This window comes from Kribbella sp. NBC_00359, assembly GCF_036097425.1.
Taxonomy (GTDB): domain Bacteria; phylum Actinomycetota; class Actinomycetes; order Propionibacteriales; family Kribbellaceae; genus Kribbella.
Map to the genome: position 1 here is coordinate 1,496,767 of NZ_CP107975.1, position 17,298 is coordinate 1,514,064.

Sequence of the window (17,298 nt, forward strand, 5' to 3'; positions counted from 1 at the left end):
CCTGTCGCTCGTAGGCCCGCGGTGAGGGATGCTGGGGGCATGAGTTGGGCTGTGTACGCGGTGCGAGGGCCAGGAGGCGTACGTCGCCTCGACGACATGCCGGTCGACTACGAGCCACCATCGGTCGGTACGGCGACCGACGTGATGGCCGTGGTGCGCGAGCTGGTGCCGGACGTGGACACGAGCAAACCGACCTGGCTCGCACTGCGGAGCCCGGAGTACGACGTCGAGATGACCATCGGCAAGGGCGTCGAGGTCCGCGACATCACGTTCTACCTGAACGACGGCCCGCGCTCGATCCCGATCGTGATGGAGATCAGCCGGCGGCTCGGCGTCACGCCGTACGACACCGAGTCCGGCAACTTCCTCACCGAGGAGTCCCGGCCGCCGGTGCCGCCGCCGCTCAGCGACGACGAGATCAAGATGAACAAGCCGAAGTGGTGGAAGTTCGGCCGCAAGTAACGCTCACCCGCAGTGCCCGCGTGAACTGTAACCGAGGGATCGCACAGGGTGATTGCCCCGGAAGGATCGGCCGTCGCCGGGTCCTTCAGCGTCCGGCCGGACGAGTGGCGACGAGGGTGCCGATCTTGTTGATGCGGTGTTCGGGGTTGCCGAGTTCGTCGTGCCAGAAGTTGCCCGCGGCGTGATCCTCGGGGGTGGCACAGGTGGAGATCGTGATCATCGCCCGGGTCGGCGTGACGCCTGGCCGGCCCGGCACGGCGGCGTTCTGCTGCGCGAGCTCGGCCGGCTTGCGGAACGAGATCGTCATCGTCCGGTTCACCACGTAGTCGTACACGGTCCCGCCCGCGGTGATCAGGATGTGGTCCCCGTTCACCAGCTCGGTCGCTCGGCCGAGTGGCCGCCCGTGACTCGTCCGATGCCCGGTGATGATGAAGTTCCCCACGTCGCCCGGACCGACACCGCCCCTCGGCCCGCGCGGACTGGCGGCGACGCCGCGATTCTGGATCACAGTCCCGGGCCGATCGTCCGCCGTACCCACATACGGAACCACCCGCAGTCCGCGGACCCCGATCGCCGGAATCGTCATGGCCGCCACACCTGACGCCGTGGGCTTGGAGGTGGGCGAAGGCTTGGTCGACGGAGGGTCGGACGGACTGCTGGGCGGCGCAGCAGTCGGCGCCGAAGACGAGCGGGTGGGCGTGGGCGTAGGCGACGCGCCGCCGGTCGGCGCAATATCACTGCACCCGACCAGCCCGGCCGCCGCGACGAGCAACCCTGCCACCAGCCTCACCCTCCGACGGTAAGCCGTCATACCGAAAGCCGCCCGAAACGCTCAGAGGAGGGTGAGGACGCCCGGGCCGAGCCGGAGGGTGCCGGAGGTCAGCGGGGTCGTGCGTACGCCGCCATGGCCGCGGAGAGCCCGGAACGCGCCGGGAGCGAGGACAACGTCCATCCAGCCGCACGGATTGGCGGGACGGTTGGCCTGGAAGGTGATCGCGCCCGCGCCGGAGTCGAGGGTGAAGCGGCGGCCGTCGACGCCCGTGCCGTCGGGCGTCCGATGGGCGGCGAGGGTGTCGATCGGGAAGCCGCGGACCACGATGTTGCGCCGCATCAGCAACGGATCAGGCGCTGCCGGCAGTCCCAGGTCGCGAGCCAGCTCGTCCAGCGAGGCGGCGTCCAGGAAGGTGACCGCCGCGTTCCGGTGCACCTTCTGCGCGAAGTAGCGATCCCCCACGATCCCCAGTTCCGCCCGGATCTCGACCTCCGCCCGCCCCACCGGCTCCGGATCCGGCCGCGGTCCGTCCTCCGGCCGCCCCTCGAAGGCGTGCGCAGGCGAGACCATCAACGCGACGATCTCGACCGGGATGCCCACGCGGTCAACGGTACGGCGGTCAGCCCCAGGTGAGCGGGTCGAGGAGGCGGTAGAAGTACAGACGGCGCTCGTCGGGCTCCGGAAGTCCGTACGCCGCGAGGAACGGCGCGGGATCGGCCGACCACTCGTCGTGCAGCTGGATCGTGGCGAGCGCCAGGTCGGTGTAGCGGTCGGCGATGCCGAGGCGGCCGAGGTCGATCAGGCCGGTGACGTCCAGCGTCACCGGGTCGAAGAAGACGTTCGGGAGGCACGCGTCGCCGTGGCACACGACCGGTTCCGCGACCGACTCGATATAGGGGCGTTCGGCAACTACTTGCACCAGGAGCTCGGCCGGCTCCAGCAACCGCCACTCGTCGGTGAGGAAGGCCGGGTTCACCGCGTCCCGCCGTACGACGTCCTCGGCCAGCGCGACCACCGACGACAGCGGGCGCTCGAACGGGCAGTCGGTGAGCGAATGCAGGTCGCGCAGGACGCGACCGAGACTCTCGGCAGCCGCCAGATGAGCCGCCGGCGGGAGGGAATCGCCGGGAACACCAGGCACCGCGGTCGTCATCAGGCGCGCGCCATCCGCCGACTCCACCCAATCCACCACCGTCGCACCGGGCAGACCCGTGCCGGCGAGCCACTCCGCCCGGTCACGCTCGGCCCGCAACTCGGCCACATCGGCCACCCCACAGCACTTGGCGAAGAGGTCGCCGCGCCGGTACACCGACATGGCGGACTCCCCCACCGTCACCGGCTCCCAGCCGATCAAGCGGGGTCCACCCTGGAGGAGTCGCGGACGATGAGTTGCCAGGGGAAGTCGAAGGTTTCGCCGGGGGCGCCTTCGCGGTCGGTGAGGCGGCCGACGATGATCCGGGTCAGCGCCTCGTTGAAGCCGACCGGGCCGACCGTCGACAGGGACGGGTCCAGATGCTCACCCTCGGGCGTGTTCCCGACGCCGACCACGGCCAGATCCCGGGGTACGTCGATCCGCAGTCGATGGGCTGCCCGGACTGCGGCGATCGCGGCGAAGTCCGTCGTACAGTAGAGCGCCGTCGGGCGGTCGGGCCTGCTCAGCAACGCCATCGCGGCCCGGTAGGCGCCCTCCGGGTGCTGCTCGAACACCTCGATGTCGTCGTCGCGGATCGGCTTGCCGGCGGCCCGGAGCGTGTTCAGATAGGCGTCGAAGCGGGCGAACCCGGAGGTCCGCGAGGTGAGCGCGCCGACCCGGTCGTGGTGCTCGAGCAGGTGTTCCACGGCGAGGTGACAGCGCGGCTCGGCGCCGGATCGGATGACGTCGAAGCCACGCGGCTCGAGCGTCTCGCTGAAGGCGACGATCTGCACACCCTGGGCCGCGAACGCGTCGAGCTCCGCGATCTGCGCCGGATCCGTACTGACGCTGTCGATGAAGATCACGTCGGGCGTCCGGTTCGACAGCACTGTCCGCCAGTCACCGTCGGCCACGATCAGCGCAGTCTTGCCGAGCGGGCTTACCGCGGCGCTGACGGTCTCCGCGACCGCCTGCGACCAGGGGTCGGCCAGCACGCTCAGTGACAGCAGGACCAGGTCGGACTTGCCGGTCCGGATCGCGCGGGCCGCGTCGTTGCGGCGGTACCCGAGCCGCGACGCCGCCTCGCGGACCCGCTCCGCGGTCGAGTCCTTGATGGTGTGGCTGCGGTGCCGCCCGGACAGCACGTAGGACACGGTCGCGACCGAAACGCCCGCTTCCTTCGCGACCATCCGGAGAGTCGGCCGGTCCTGTGTGTGCCCCATCGACATACGGTCGATTCTCGCAGACGGCATCAGCCCTTGACGGCTCCCGTGATGACGCCCTTGGTGAAGTGTCGCTGCAGGAACGGGTAAACCATCGCGATCGGGACCAGCGCGACCACCACCACGGCCATCTGCAGCGACTGCGGCTGCGGCAGCGGTTCCACCCCGAGCTGATCCGCCGAGAGCGACTTGCCTTGCAGGACGTAGGTCCGCAGGATCACCTGCACCGGCCACTTCGACGTGTCGTTCAGGTAGAGCAGCGCGTTGAAGAAGGCGTTCCAGAACCCGACCGCGTAGAACAGCCCGACGACCGCGATCACCGCCTTCGACAACGGCATCACGATCCGCCGCAGGATGGTGAAGTCGCTCGCGCCGTCGATCCGCGCACTCTCCAGCAACTCACCCGGCACGTTCATGAAGAAGGTGCGCAGGACAACGAAGTTGAACGCGCCCAACGCGCCCGGCAGGATCAGCGACCACAGGCTGTCGAGCAGCCCGAGTTGCTTCACCACCAGGAACATCGGGATGATCCCCGGCGCGAACAGCAACGTGAACAACACCATCAGCAGCACCGGCCGGCCGAACAGCACCGGCCGCGAGGTCGCGTAGGCCAACGCGATCGTGACCGCCAGCGCGATCGCCGTACCGACGAGCGTCACGAAGACGCTGACCAGGATCGCCCGGCCCATCAACCCGCCGCTGAACAGCGTCTGGTACGCCTTCAGCGTCGGATGCGACGGCCACAACACATAGCCGCCGGCGTCGATGATGTCCTTGTCACTGGCCAGCGACGTCGAGATCACCACCAGGATCGGGATCACGATCACGAGCGCGAATCCGCCGAGTACGACGCCCTTGATCGACTGGTAGAACGGCGCCGGCTTCTCTTTCCACACTGGTCTCACGAGTCACCACGCTTCTGGAAGATCCCTGGTTCACCGAGCCGGTGCGCGAGCGAGTTCGCACCCCACAACAGCAACGCCCCGACCACGCCCTTGGCCAACCCGGCCGCGGCTCCACTGCTCCAGTCGCCGCCGACGACACCCGCGTAGTACGTGAAGGTGTCCAGTACTTCGGCCGCACCCGGGCCGACCGAGTCACGCTGCAGGATGAACTGCTCGAACCCGACGCTCAGGATGTCGCCGATCCGCAGGATCAGCAGCAGCACGATGACGGTGCGCAGCGACGGCAGCGTGATGTGCCACAGCCGCCGCCAGCGGCCGGCGCCGTCCGCCGCGGCCGCCTCGTACAGCGAGACGTCCACGGTGGTCAGCGCGGCGAGGAAGATGATCATCGCCCAGCCGGCGTCCTTCCAGACCAGCTGTGCGACCACCAGCAGCGGGAAGGTGTCCGGGTTCGTCATGAACGGAATCGGGTTCAGGCCCGCGTTCCGCAGCAGATTGTTGACGAACCCGGCTCCGCCGAGCGACTGCTGGAACAGCGTGACAACCAGCACCCACGACAGGAAGTGCGGCAGGTAGGCGATCGTCTGGAACCACCGCCGGAACCGGTTGCTGACCAGCGAATCGACGATCAGCGCCAGCCCGATCGGCACCGGGAAGAACAGCAGCAGTTGTACGGCGGCCAGCAGCAGCGTGTTCCGCAACGCGTCCCAGAAGTCCGGGTTGCCGTACAGGTTGACGAAGTTCTGCAACCCGTTCCACTCGCTGTGCATGATGCCGAGGTACGGCTGGAAGTCCTGGAACGCGACCACGTTGCCGAGCACCGGCAGGTAGAAGAACACCAGCAGGAACACGACACCCGGGATCATCAGCAGCACCATCTGCCAGTCCCGGCGCCACTTCGCCGCAAAGGGCAGACCGGCCTTGACCGGCCTGGTCGAGGCAGCTCGCTTCAGCATCGATCAGGACACCGGCACACTGGCGGGCAGGACGGCGGCGAACTCGTCGCGCATCTTGTCGCCGCCACCGGACTTCCAGCGCTTGAGGGCCGCGTCGTACGCGTCGATCTTCTGCCGGCCGGTGACGATGTCGACGATCGTGTCGCGGAACGCCGCGGTCAGCTTCGGGCCGAGCTTGCTCGACGTGTCGGAGTACGTGCCGGCGGTCGGGTTGCGCATCGCGTGCTCGAGCAGCTTCTGCTCGGTCGCGTAGATCTTCTTGGTGTCCTCGGGGTACGCCGGGTTGAAGATCACGCTCTCCGGTGCGTTCATGATCTGCAGCGCGCTGACCAGACCGGGCGCCTGCTGGGTGCCGGCCTTGGTCAGCACCGGGTTCTGCTGCGCGTCCAGCTGGTACTGCTGGCCCTCGACGCCGAAGTTCTTCTGCAGGTACTCCTTGGTGCCGAACGGCGCGGACAGGTAGTCCATCAGCGCGAGCAGTTCGCGGATCCGGCCCTCGTCGGTCTTCTTGAACGGCGTGAACCCGACCGTGCCGTAGCCCATGTCGTAGACCGGCTTCGCCTTGCCGTCATGGCCGAACGGGATCATCGTGTCGACGAACAGCGTCGGGTCCAGTGCGCGGAAGTCCGACGTCGCGCGCGGGCCCACTGTGACCTGCGCGGCGATCTGGCCGTTCACGGTTTTCGGAGTGGCGTCGGCCAGGTTGAGGTCCGGGTAGAACACCTTGGCAGCCCACAGCTTGGCGGCGTACTCGACCGCGGCCCGGTAGTTGTCGGTCTCGTACAGGTGGGTCAGCGAGCGGTCGGAGTTCACCCGCCAGCTGTTCGGGGCGCCGAACCACTCGCCGAACATGTGCAGCATGTTGATGATGGCCGGCTCGAGCGCGTAGTTGGTGCCGTTCGTCAGTTCCTTGCACTTGGCAAAGAACTCGTCCGCGCTGGAGCACTGCAGGCCGCCGACCTTCTCCCAGGTCCGCGGGTTGCCCATCATGACCTGACCGAACGGCGTCGACGGGATCGGCGCGCCCCAGATCTTCCCGTTCACCACGGCGGTCCGCCACGAGGCCGGCTTCAGCGCGGCCAGGTTCGGGTACTCCAGGACGGCGTCGCCGGACAGGTACTTGGTCAGGTCCTGGAACTTCGCCTCGAGCATCGGGCCGATGTTCGGGATGCCCTGGTTGGGCGGCAGCCACATCAGGTCCGGCAGCGAATCGCTCGCCAACAGCGTGGCGAACTTCTCCGGGTAGCCCGGGTCCGTCCCGATGGTGAGCCGCAACTCGGCGCCGAGCGCCTGGTTCAGCGACTGCCACATCCGGTTGCTGCCCATCGGCGGCGGGGGCGTCGCGAACGTCTCGGTCAGCGCGGTCACCGCGTTCTTCAGCGGCGGCGTCTTCACGCTCGAGATCGCGTCCGCGGGGAACTTCAGGAACCCCGGCTCGAGCCCCGACTCCGCGCCCGGCAGATCGGGCCGCAGCCCTTCGAAGGGCTTGTACGTCGGGAGCTTGAGCTCGCTGGACGCCTTCGCACCGCCGTTCGCCGTACCGCCGTCACCGCAGGCAGCGAGCGTGGGCCCGGCAACCACGGCGGCCCCGGTCACCTGCAGGAATCGCCGACGACTGATCATAGCTGCTCCAAGTCATGAACAAGTGCTCAGTAACACTCACTTAAACGTTAACCGGGACCGTAAACCGGACTCGCCCTTCGATGCAAGGCGCAAGCACGAACTTTTGTCGGCGACGCCCAAAAGCCGGCGGCCGCGGGTCCGAGAACCCGCGGCCGCCGGCCGGTTACTACCTCAGTACGTCGTCAGCAACGCACGAGCAGGCTGGTCAGCGCCGTGCAGGTGTGACTGTCGCTGTTGTTGCCCGCGGCCGGGTCGTTCGGCGAGCTCGCCGACAGCTGAGCCGTCGCGATCAGCCGGCCGACCGTGAGCAGTCTGGCGTCGGCCGTGAACGTCCGGGTGACGCTGGCACCACTGGCCAGGGACGGGACGTCACAGTTGACCGATCTGGTCGTCCCAACCCGGGCGCACGTCGTCCCGACGTACACCAGCGGGGACGGGAACGTCCCGACCACCCGGATGCCGGTCGCATCGGCCGGCCCGTTGTTCTTGATCGTGACCGTGTAGGTGATCCGCGAGCCGACGAGCGTCTTCACCGATGCGCTCAGCGACACCGCGACGTCGGCGTCCTGCTGGGCCGGCTCGATCGTCAGCGACGGTCCGTCGATGATCTCGAACGCGTAGTTCTCCCCGATGAACTGGTGCTGCAGCTGGATGGTCCCCGCCGGAGCGTCGTCCTTCACCCGGAACGTCCAGTTCAGCGTCACGGACTGGCCGGCCTTCACCTCGTGGAACCCGCCCCGGATGCTGCTGCCCAGGACGTCGCAGGCGTAGGCCTCCGGGCAGGACACGATGTCGATCAGGCCGGGCAGCGAGGCCGGCTCCTTGGCGTACAGCCCCGCCTTCGCGCCGATGATGTCGAAGTCGCGGTCGTTGTTCAGCGTCTGCGTGATCGTGAAGGTCTGCCCCGGCGCGACCGAGGTTGTACTGACCGAGATCACACTCGACGGTGGCGCGGCCACCGCCATCTGGGTGCCGGTCACCAGACCGGCCCCCACCAGCGCCGTTACCAGCGCAGCACGAAACGTCCTCAAAGCATGCATAGTAAAGCCCCCCGCTTCCATGAACCCCAGTTAGACTCCTGCCCCCACAGACCGCCGATGGCGGTGAGAGCAGTATGGAGTCCCCTCACGGCGCGCACAACCGCTCGGCGGGTCTGATCCTTGCGGGAGGCAAGGATCACGCCTGGATCAGCCGACCGGGAGGCGGTTGAGGAGATCCTCGACCCGCTCGGAGCGGCCTTCCCGCCGGTGCCGCTCCCACTCCTCGCGGGTCAGCGCGTCGCCGACGAGCTCGAGCGCCTCCGCGAGCTCCTCCTCCAGGTACGGGTTTGCGATCTCCAGGCGCTCACCCATCGCCTCCTCCGCTCCGAACAACCGGGCGGCGCGGACCGGATCCCCCTGCCGCAGCAGGATGTTCATCGCGGTGTTCGAGAACGCCATCGTGAGACTCGGGCTGCCGAGCGCCACGATCGTGGGGACCAGTTCGCGAGCCAGCTCACTCGCCTCGTCGACCCGGCCGGCGAGCGCGAGCAGGAAGGCCAGGTTCTGCCCTTGTACGGCGGCCTCGTGGACGTCACCGGTCGACTCCGTGATCGCGAGCGACTCCCGGAGCAACTCCTCCGCGCGATCGAAGTGCCCGAGACCCTCCTCGATGCCGGCGAGGTGGCTGAGCACCCGGGCCAGCCGCCAGGCCTCGTCGAGCGGGCGGAGACGATCGACGCCCTCGGCAAGAGTCAGCCGCGCCGCCTCGAGGTCCCCTTGCTGGCGTTGCACCGAACCGAGCACAGTCATCCCGAACGCGATGGCGGCCGGGTCCTCGAGCTCCCGGGCCATCTCCAGGCTGCGCGTCGCGACCTCGTGGGCGCGGCTCGTTTCGCCCTGCATGAGAAGGAGATTGGTCAATCCGCGAAGACAGGCGGCCAGCTCCGGCGAGGCCGTGTCGCCGGCTGCGGCGACGACGCGCTCGTGCCACCGGCGGCTCTCGGCGAGGTACCCGCCGAGTACCCAGACCCACCCCAGCGCCGAGCAGAGGCGGAGGGCTGTCCGCACGTCGTGCTCGGTGGACCAGTCGAGCGCGGCACGGAAGTTGTCGAGGTCGGCTTCGGCGCGGTCCTGGGCCGCGCCATGCGTCGACTTCTTCAGCGCCTCGAGGTGCTCGGCCAGGTCGGCGTAGTAGGTCGCGTGGTTGGCGCGCACGGCGCCGGCCTCGTCGGTGGCTCGCAGTTCGTCGTCGGCGTACTGATGGATTGTCTCCAATTGGACGATCCTGGTCGTACTCTCGGGGCCTTCGGCGAGCGTGATCAGGTTCGCATCGTGGAGTTCGGCGATGGCGTCGAGCGGATCGGTGCCGGTGGCAACGGCTTCGACCGCGGCCAGGTCCGCGCCGCCGGAGAAGACGGCCAGCCGGCGGAACAGTTGCCGTTGCTCGGGACTGAGCAGGTCGTAGGACCACGCGATGGTCTCGCGCAGCGTGCGCTGCCGCTGCGGCGTCACGCTGCTCGTCGAGGCGATGTCGAGGGTCTGGTCGACGCGGGCCAGCAATTCCTTGACGCTCAGCACCCGGATCCGGGGCGCGCACAACTCGATCGCGAGCGGGAGCCCGTCCAGCCGGCGGCAGATCGCGACCACGTCGGCCACGTTGCCCGGCGTCAGCGTGAATCCGGGCTGCACGGCCTGTGCGCGCTGGACGAAGAGTTGTACGGCAGCGGATTTCTCGGCGAGCGTCTCGTCGTACGGTACCGTGAGGGGCGCCACGGAGTGCTGATACTCGCCGACCAGCCCGAGCGGGCGCCGCGACGTCACGACGACCTTGACATGTGCCGCGCCTTCGATGATCTCGGCAACGATCTTGTCGGCGCCCGCGAGTTGCTCGAGGTTGTCGAGAACGAGCAACAGCGTGCGTTGGGCCAGGTAGGCGACGATCCGTCCACGCTCCCGTGGCGGTATGTCGAGCGCCTCGGCGATCGACGTCCACATCACCTGCTCGGACGTCACGGAGGCGAGCGGGACGAAGTACACGCCGCCTGGGAACCGGCGTGTCAGTCCGCCGGCGATTCCCACGGCCAGTCGCGTCTTGCCCGAGCCACCCGGTCCGGTCAGCGTGACCAGCCGGACGTCCGGTTGGTCGAGCAGGTCCATAACGCGGGTCAGATCCGACTCGCGGCCGAGGAGTGGAGTGGCCGGGACCGGCAGGCTGGTCGCCGTACCGAGGCTGCGCGGTGGCGGGAAGTCCGACTGGAGTCCGGCGACGGTGACTTGCAGCAGGTGCTCTGGTTCGGGGATGTCCTTCAGGTGGTGGGTGCCAAGATTGCGGAGGGTGACGCCGTCGGGGAGTTGGGTGAGCTGACCCGTGACCGCGGACACGATCACCTGCCCACCGTGCGCCGCGGCCGCGATCCGGGCCGCGAGGTGGACGTCCATCCCCCAGTAGTCGCCCTCGTGCACCCCCGGCGTACCGGTGTGAATGCCCATCCGCACCCGCAGCCGCTCACCGCCTGGCCAACACTGCGCCTCGAGCCCCCGCTGGCCCTCCACCGCCGCCGCGACCGCGTGCCCAGCACCCGGAAACACGACAAAGAAGCTGTCCCCCTCGGTCCCCTGCTCGACCCCGCCGTACGCCGTCCACACGGCACGCAGAATGCGCCGATGACTCTCCAGCGCATCCAGATACCTGTCCCCCAAGCGCCGCAGCAACACGGTCGACCCCTCGATGTCCGAGAACAACATCGCCACCATCGCCCCACCCATGCCGCCCAGTCTCAACGGTCAGACCACTCGCCGTCGAGAGTCTGCGCTCTGCGTACGCCGCACAACTTCACGTCACCGCAACAGCCGGGCAACTTATCCCGGTCACGCTGGAGGCATGGAACCGTTGCGTACGGCGCTCACCGGCGGACTGGCGTGTGATGTGTGCGGGCGACTTCCGCATCCGCGACGACTCCGGTTGACGGTCGCCAAACTGCTGGCGATCTTCCCCGTCGAGTTCGCACTGCACGCGATCGTCCTGGCGCTGCACCCGTCGTACCTGATCGCGGTGAGCGTGCTGGTGGTCGTGACGACCGCCCTGGTGATCTGGGTCATCGAGCCGTCCACGATGCGGCTGTTGCGATCCTGGTTGCACGCGCCACGCACCCGGCCGGCCGCGGTACTCGGCGCGCTGTGGCGGATCCGCGTCACGCTCGACGACCGGACCGGCGCGCTGGAACGCCTGACGCACCACCTGACCGACCTGGACGCGAACATCCTCGGCCTGCACATCCACCCGCTCGACGACGGCGTCCGCGACGAACTGGTCGTCTCGACCCCGGATCCGATCGACGCCGACTCGTTGCTAACGGCAATCGAAGCCGCCGGCGGCCGGGACGCCCACGCGTGGCCGACCACCACCCTCGCCCTGGTCGACGGCCAGACGAAGGCGCTCAGCCTGTCGGCCCGTGTGGTCGGCGACCCGGGCGAACTCCCGCACGCGGTCGCCGAACTCCTCGGCGCCCGCCTCGTCACCGACCACGTCACGTTGGCCGCGCCGCTCCCCGCCGACGGCACCGTCCTCAAGATCCCGTCCCCCTGGACCGGCCTGTTCGCGTTCACTCGCACAGGCGAGCCGTTCACCCCCGCCGAGTCGGCCCGGGCCCACCGCCTGGCGGAGCTCGCCGAGCTCGCGCTCACTAGGCGCTGAGCGGGTTGGTCGCCTTGCCGTCGAGCCAGAGGACGTTGGTGGGGTCGCCGTGCGCGCCCTTGCGACCGACGTGCTTGTCGCTGATGCCCGGACCGTTCTTGATCACGTGGACGATCGCCATCGCATGCCCGCGGCCGAGGTCGTAGTCCTCCTTGAGCCAGTCGCAAATCACTCCGGCCTTCACGTCGGCAGCGTCGTACCCGCGCGCCTTCGCCTTCTCGACCAGCTCCCGCGGCGTCAGGCCGGTCTTCTCCTCGATCTTGTCCAGATACGCCTGAAACGACATCTCGCTGCCTCTCCCTTGTGGTCGTCGTACACACCTGCGTCGAGCGACCACCCCGGAAATCGACAGGCCCGGTCAAGAAGTCTGCAGGCCGTACTTCTGCAGCGCCGCAGTCAGCTGTCCCGAGTCCTGCGCCGCCACCAGCTCGATCGATACCTCCCGGAGCTTGACGTTGGCGTCCATCGAGCACCGCTTCAGGACCTCGAACGCCACACTCGACGCGAGCCCGTACCGGTGCATCAGGATGCCCTGGGCCTGACCGATCACCGTCCGGGTCGTGATCGCGGACCGTAGCTGCTCGACCAGAGTCCGGCTGTCGTTGAACAGCTGCACGTTGTCGAACGCGACACCGGCGTGCAGCGCGAACAGGAGCACGACGTCGTACGACGTACTCCCGAAGGCGTCCGGTGTCGCCGAGAACAGGCTGAAGGCGGCCGCGGACCCGGTCACCGCGGGCAGTGGGAGGAAGAGGCAACTGCGATAACCCGCGTTGATCGCGCTCGCGGCGAACTCCGGCCACCGATGGTCCGACGCCAGGTCGCCGATCCGGTGCGGTTCGCCGTACGCCATCGCGTCGTACACCGGACCGTCCACCGCGATCAGCCGCTCGGCGAGGGCGGCCCGGGCCGGCTCGGAGAGCTCGTCCGCGGTGCTGTGGTAGCGCGCGACCATCTCCGCCTTACCGTCGACGAGCACGCTGATGCAGGCCTCCTCGCAGTCGGGCACGGTCCGCACCACCCGGTTGACGAACCGGCCCAGTGTCGTGGCGACATCGTCGTCCTCGACCAGTCGGCTGACCTCGGCCAGCTCTTGCGCCAGTTCCAGAATCCCCTCCGCCATGACCCCATCATGGGGCATCCGGGCCGTTCTGGGTCCGACGCCCCAAACGGCGCGCTAGTGTCGATGAATGGCCGACGATCGACTGACTGCGAAGGGGCGGGCCACCCGCGCCCGGATCCTCGCGGCCGCAGCGGATCTGGTGCATCGGCGCGGCGTCGCCGGCACCCAGCTCGAGGACATCCGGCGCGTCGCCGGGGTGAGCGGTTCGCAGCTGACGCACTACTTCCGCGACAAGCCGACGCTGATCGACGACGTCATCGGCTGGCAGGCGGAAACCCTGCTGGATCGCGAGCCCGCGCTCGACTCGATCGAGGCCTGGCATCGTTGGGCCGACCGCGTCGTGGCGCGGCAGACCGCCCGCAAGTTCGAGGGCGGCTGCGACTTCGGATCACTCGCCGGTCAGCTCGCCGAGTCGCGCCCCGAGACCCGCGCCCGCCTCGCCGCCGGCTACCAGCGCTGGCTCGACCGCTTCCGGACCGATCTCCGGACCATGCGCGACAACGGCGTACTCCGGCCGGACGCCGATCCCGATTACCTGGCCAACACGATCCTCGCCGCGATGCAGGGCGGCGTACTGCTGACCCAAACCCTCCGTCGGCCCGCCCCGCTCCGTGACTCACTCAAGGCGGCCTTGGCCACGCTCGACTCCTTCAGCAGTCAGTACGGCGGCAGCTGAGCGATCGATGTCCGCCTCGTCGGTTGTCCAGTTGCTGACCGAGATGCGCATCGCTGCCTTGCCCTGCCAGGTGGTGCCCGACATCCAGCACGTGCCTTCCCGCTGGACCGCGCTCACCACTCGCCGGGTCAGCGCGTCGTCGTCGCCGAAGCGGACCAGCACCTGGTTGAGTACGACGTCGTTCAGTACGGCGACCCCGTTCGCGGCCAGCGTGTCCGCGAACCGGCGAGCCATCGCGTGACACCGATCCACGATCTCGGCGATCCCGGATCGGCCGAGCGCGCGAATCGCGGCGTACACAGGGAAACCGCGCGCCCGCCGGGAGAACTCGGGGTTGAAGTCGAGCGAGTCACGGCGCCCGTTCTCGTCCTGGATCAGGTACGCCGCTCTGATCGACATCGCGGCGCGGTGCGGCTCGGGATGAGCGCAGAGGACGAGGCCGGAGTCGTACGGGACGTTCAGCCACTTGTGCGCGTCGGTCGCCCAGGAGTCGGCGCGGTCGATGCCGGCGACCAGCGGGCGCAACTCGGGACTGACCGCGGCCCAGAGACCGAAGGCGCCGTCGACGTGGACCCAGGCGCCGGCCGCGTGCGCCAAGTCGCAGATCTCGGCGATCGGGTCGAAGGCACCGGTGTTCACGTTGCCGGCCTGGGCGCAAACGATCTGCGGGCCTTCTGTTTCCAGCGCGGCCGCCAGCGCATCCGCCCGCATCCTGCCCTGATCGTCGACGTCGATCGGCACGATGCAACTGGTCCCCAACCCGAGGAAGCGCAGCGCCCGGTCGATCGTGTCGTGCCGCTCGGCGCCGGCGAGCACCCGGATCGGCGGTGCCCCGATCAGGCCGTCCCGTTCCACGTCCCAGCCCGTGCGCCGCAGTACCTCGTGGCGGGCGGCCGCCAGACCGGTGAAGTTCGCCATCTGGGCGCCGGTGACGAAGCCGACCGACGTACCGGATGGCAGTCCGAACAGCTCGACCAGCCAGTTCGCCGCGACTTCCTCGACGACGGCCGCGGCGGGTGCGGCGGCGTACAGGCCCGCGTTCTGGTCCCACACCGTGGTGAGCCAGTCGGCGGCCAGTGCCGCGGGTGTCGCGCCGCCGAACACGAACCCGAAGAAGCGGCCGCTGCCACTCGGCAACAGGCCCTCTTCGACTCCCTTCGCGAGGTGGGCGACCACCTCCCGAGCGTCGGTCGGCCCGGTGGGGAGCGCGCCGCCGAGAGCCTCGTGAAGCTCGTCCGCGGTCGCGCGCGGGCCGACCGGACGCTCGGGGAGCCCGGTCAGGTACGTCGTCGCCCGCTCGAACGCTTCCGTGAGCGGCCCTTCCCAATCCACCATGCCTCCTTTGTACGCCGGGATCGTGTGATGCAGCGTGTGACGGCATTACAGTTCGCTCAGGCCTTGGGAGGATGCGTATGGCGCGGGTGGTCACGGGGAGTCGCTGGACGGCGATTGCCGGTTATGCGCTGGTCGGCGCGGCGACCCAGCTGGTCTGGCTGAACTTCGCCGGCGTGACCACGGTCGCGGCCGCCCGGTACGGCGTCTCCGAAAGCGCGATCGGCTGGCTCGCCCAGGTGTTCCCCCTGCTGTACGTCGTACTCGCGATCCCCTGCGGTCTGATCCTGGACCGCTGGTTCCGGGCCGGCCTGATCGCCGGCGCCGTACTGACCGCGCTCGGTGCCGGCGTACGGCTGATCGGTGATGACTTCGGCTGGCTGCTGGCCGGGCAGATCATCGCCTCGATCGCCCAGCCGCTGGTGCTGAACGCGATCACCGGCATCACCGGCCGCTACCTGGTCGAGAAGGACCGCCCGACCGGCATCGCGGTCGGCACCGCCAGCATCTTCTTCGGCATGGTGATCGCGTTCCTGCTGTCCGCGGTCTTCACCACGGCTTCGTCGTTGCCGACGATGCTGGCCGTGACCGCCGTGTTCTGCGCGGTCGCGGCCCTCGTCCTCATTGTTGCCTTACGCAAGCAGGGTTCCTTCGAGATGACCAGGCAACGACCGGATCGCGGCGCGCTGCAGATCGCCTGGGGCGATCCGCTGATCCGCCGGCTCTGCGTGCTGGCGATCTTCCCGTTCGGCGTCTTCGTTGCCATGAGCACCTTCGCGCAGGCGCTGCTCGAGCCGGCCGGGGTGAGCAGCGGTACGGCGAGCGTGATCCTGCTGGTCAACGTCGTCGCCGGCGTCCTCGGCAGCGCGGTGATCCCGATCCTGGTCGTACGGCGCCGCGCCGAGTCGGCCCTCCTCGTTGTGAGTCTCAGCTGCACCGCGGCCGCCTGCGTCCTGCTCGCACTGGCGCCCGGCGTCGTGACGGGCTTCGCCGCCATCACGCTGATCGGGCTGCTCCTGCTTCCGGCTCTTCCGATCGTGCTCGAGCTCGTGGAACGCCGTACCGGGGAGGCCGAAGGGACCGCGGCCGGCCTGATCTGGATGGCCGGCAACCTGGGCGGCCTGCTGGTCGCGGTCGTCGTCGGGCTGCTCGTCGACCACCCGTCCGCGGCGTTCCTGGTGATGGCGGCGATCGCGCTCATCGCCGTACCCGGGGCTCGCGCTCTCCGCCGGCCGATCGCCGAACTCCGAGCGCTGTCGCAGCCGTAGCCAGCAGTCCACCGACGCCGGCGGCAACGAACGTGACGCGTGCATTCGTGTGCTGAAGGAGGAGGCCGCCGAAGACATACGAGATCCCGGCTGCCAGGCCGATCGCGCCGTACAGATTGCCGAAGACGCGGCTCCGGAGGTGCGGGGGGACGATGCGTTGCAGGTGCGTGTTGATCCCCACGTCGACGCCGGCGATGCCGAGCCCCCGGATGACTTGCAGCGCCAACGCGGCCCAGATCGCCCAAGCCAGGCCGGTGAACAAGTTGCCGACGCTGCTCACGGCGAACCCTGTGATCATCAGTACAGGCATGCTGAATCTGGTCGCGTACTTCGCCAGGAGGGCGAACCCCGTCACGAGCCCGATGCCGACTCCGGCGTACAGGATCGCCGCGGCCGAGTCACTGCCGTGCAACTCGTCCTTGCCCAGGAACACCATCGCAACGTCGTCGACCCCACTGAACGCGACCACCGCGAAGAACCCCAGCCCGATGACGCGGACCGCTTTCGTGCGCCAGATGTAGCCCAGGCCGTCGCGCGCATCTCTTAGGAGGCCGTGGCCCGAACTCTCTGCTCTGGGCATCGCCGGCAACCGACTCAGCAGTACCGCCGACACGAAGAACGTCGCCGCATCGATCAGCAGGATCCCGCGGACATCAGTGATCAGGAACAACGCCGCCGCGATCAACGGCCCGACGGCCTCCAGCCCATTGGTCCCCGCCCCCAACGCCGAGTTGGCCGCCTCCAACTCCTCATCCTTGACCAACGCCGGCACCGCACTCCGCGAACTCGCCTGGAACACCTGCGCGGTGATGCTCATTACGGCGACCAGCACCAGCAACACCGGCAACGGCGGCAACACCACCGCCATCACCACGACCAGCGCCCCCTGCACCAGATCGCACGAGACCATCACCCTCTTGAGGTCGAACCGGTCCCCGACGGCTCCCGCGAACGCCCCGAACAACCCCGGCGTGAAGTCCCCCGCCAACAACAGCAACGCCACCGCCAGCGCCGCCCCCGTAGCCCCCTCGACGTACAAGAGCAGGGCCACCAGCCCGATTGAGTCCCCCAAAAAGGACACCGACCGAGCCACCCACAACACCCGAAACCCCACCGACCCCCGCCACACCCCCCACACGATCCCTTACTATG

The 17,298-nt window shown here is 68.8% G+C and carries 18 protein-coding genes; 5 read left to right on the forward strand and 13 right to left on the reverse strand.

The annotated features are described in order from the left end of the window. Nucleotides 1-39: 39 nt before the first annotated feature. The gene (locus OG876_RS07250; protein ID WP_328524007.1) at nucleotides 40-462 is read left to right on the forward strand and encodes a hypothetical protein; all 423 of its coding nucleotides are present in this window, start codon (nucleotides 40-42) and stop codon (nucleotides 460-462) included. 85 nt (nucleotides 463-547) lie between these two features. Here the strand turns inward: OG876_RS07250 and OG876_RS07255 are convergent, their stop codons facing one another. Further along, on the reverse strand, nucleotides 548-1,048 hold the full coding sequence (locus tag OG876_RS07255; RefSeq protein ID WP_328524008.1) for a class E sortase: 501 nt from the start codon (nucleotides 1,046-1,048) through the stop codon (nucleotides 548-550). Between OG876_RS07255 and OG876_RS07260 the strand changes: the two genes are divergently transcribed. Then, the gene (locus OG876_RS07260) at nucleotides 1,047-1,265 is read left to right on the forward strand and encodes a hypothetical protein (RefSeq protein WP_328524009.1); all 219 of its coding nucleotides are present in this window, start codon (nucleotides 1,047-1,049) and stop codon (nucleotides 1,263-1,265) included. The genes OG876_RS07255 and OG876_RS07260 overlap by 2 nt on opposite strands. 29 nt (nucleotides 1,266-1,294) lie before the next feature. Here the strand turns inward: OG876_RS07260 and OG876_RS07265 are convergent, their stop codons facing one another. The 8 genes from OG876_RS07265 to OG876_RS07300 all read right to left on the reverse strand — a co-directional run bounded on the left by OG876_RS07265 (nucleotide 1,295) and on the right by OG876_RS07300 (nucleotide 10,819). Continuing rightward, complete coding sequence (locus OG876_RS07265) at nucleotides 1,295-1,834, reverse strand: molybdenum cofactor biosysynthesis protein (protein ID WP_328524010.1); 540 nt, start codon at nucleotides 1,832-1,834, stop codon at nucleotides 1,295-1,297. A 19-nt stretch (nucleotides 1,835-1,853) separates the two neighbouring features. Further along, complete coding sequence (locus OG876_RS07270) at nucleotides 1,854-2,549, reverse strand: aminoglycoside 3'-phosphotransferase (RefSeq protein WP_328524011.1); 696 nt, start codon at nucleotides 2,547-2,549, stop codon at nucleotides 1,854-1,856. A 35-nt stretch (nucleotides 2,550-2,584) separates the two neighbouring features. After that, the gene (locus OG876_RS07275; RefSeq protein WP_328524012.1) at nucleotides 2,585-3,589 is read right to left on the reverse strand and encodes a LacI family DNA-binding transcriptional regulator; all 1,005 of its coding nucleotides are present in this window, start codon (nucleotides 3,587-3,589) and stop codon (nucleotides 2,585-2,587) included. A gap of 29 nt (nucleotides 3,590-3,618) precedes the next feature. Further along, nucleotides 3,619-4,494, reverse strand: coding sequence for a carbohydrate ABC transporter permease (locus OG876_RS07280; RefSeq protein ID WP_328524013.1), 876 nt, complete (start codon nucleotides 4,492-4,494; stop codon nucleotides 3,619-3,621). Continuing rightward, complete coding sequence (locus OG876_RS07285; RefSeq protein ID WP_328524014.1) at nucleotides 4,491-5,450, reverse strand: ABC transporter permease; 960 nt, start codon at nucleotides 5,448-5,450, stop codon at nucleotides 4,491-4,493. Before OG876_RS07285 ends, OG876_RS07280 begins: the two co-directional genes overlap by 4 nt. 3 nt (nucleotides 5,451-5,453) lie before the next feature. Next, entirely contained in the window at nucleotides 5,454-7,073 is a 1,620-nt protein-coding gene (locus tag OG876_RS07290) for a sugar ABC transporter substrate-binding protein (protein ID WP_328524015.1), read from the reverse strand. A 182-nt stretch (nucleotides 7,074-7,255) separates the two neighbouring features. Beyond that, a complete protein-coding gene (locus OG876_RS07295; protein ID WP_328524016.1) occupies nucleotides 7,256-8,104 on the reverse strand; it encodes a DUF11 domain-containing protein in 849 nt (282 codons plus the stop codon). Between the two features lie 156 nt (nucleotides 8,105-8,260). Beyond that, entirely contained in the window at nucleotides 8,261-10,819 is a 2,559-nt protein-coding gene (locus tag OG876_RS07300) for an ATP-binding protein (RefSeq protein ID WP_328524017.1), read from the reverse strand. A 115-nt stretch (nucleotides 10,820-10,934) separates the two neighbouring features. Between OG876_RS07300 and OG876_RS07305 the strand changes: the two genes are divergently transcribed. After that, a complete protein-coding gene (locus OG876_RS07305) occupies nucleotides 10,935-11,747 on the forward strand; it encodes an ACT domain-containing protein (RefSeq protein ID WP_328524018.1) in 813 nt (270 codons plus the stop codon). Here OG876_RS07305 and OG876_RS07310 read toward each other — a convergent pair. After that, the gene (locus OG876_RS07310) at nucleotides 11,737-12,033 is read right to left on the reverse strand and encodes a DUF4287 domain-containing protein (RefSeq protein WP_328524019.1); all 297 of its coding nucleotides are present in this window, start codon (nucleotides 12,031-12,033) and stop codon (nucleotides 11,737-11,739) included. The two genes, OG876_RS07305 and OG876_RS07310, sit on opposite strands and share 11 nt — an antisense overlap. A 72-nt stretch (nucleotides 12,034-12,105) precedes the next feature. Next, the gene (locus OG876_RS07315; protein WP_328524020.1) at nucleotides 12,106-12,870 is read right to left on the reverse strand and encodes a GAF and ANTAR domain-containing protein; all 765 of its coding nucleotides are present in this window, start codon (nucleotides 12,868-12,870) and stop codon (nucleotides 12,106-12,108) included. 67 nt (nucleotides 12,871-12,937) lie between these two features. Between OG876_RS07315 and OG876_RS07320 the strand changes: the two genes are divergently transcribed. Continuing rightward, a complete protein-coding gene (locus OG876_RS07320; protein WP_328524021.1) occupies nucleotides 12,938-13,546 on the forward strand; it encodes a TetR/AcrR family transcriptional regulator in 609 nt (202 codons plus the stop codon). Here OG876_RS07320 and OG876_RS07325 read toward each other — a convergent pair. After that, nucleotides 13,487-14,881, reverse strand: coding sequence for a pyridoxal phosphate-dependent decarboxylase family protein (locus OG876_RS07325; RefSeq protein ID WP_328524022.1), 1,395 nt, complete (start codon nucleotides 14,879-14,881; stop codon nucleotides 13,487-13,489). The genes OG876_RS07320 and OG876_RS07325 overlap by 60 nt on opposite strands. 77 nt (nucleotides 14,882-14,958) lie before the next feature. Here OG876_RS07325 and OG876_RS07330 point away from each other — a divergent pair, with 77 nt between their 5' ends. Continuing rightward, nucleotides 14,959-16,146 (forward strand): MFS transporter, encoded by a 1,188-nt coding sequence (locus OG876_RS07330; RefSeq protein ID WP_328524023.1) that lies wholly within the window; start codon nucleotides 14,959-14,961, stop codon nucleotides 16,144-16,146. Here OG876_RS07330 and OG876_RS07335 read toward each other — a convergent pair. Beyond that, complete coding sequence (locus tag OG876_RS07335; protein WP_442914108.1) at nucleotides 16,076-17,284, reverse strand: MFS transporter; 1,209 nt, start codon at nucleotides 17,282-17,284, stop codon at nucleotides 16,076-16,078. The genes OG876_RS07330 and OG876_RS07335 overlap by 71 nt on opposite strands. Between the last annotated feature and the right edge of the window lie 14 nt (nucleotides 17,285-17,298).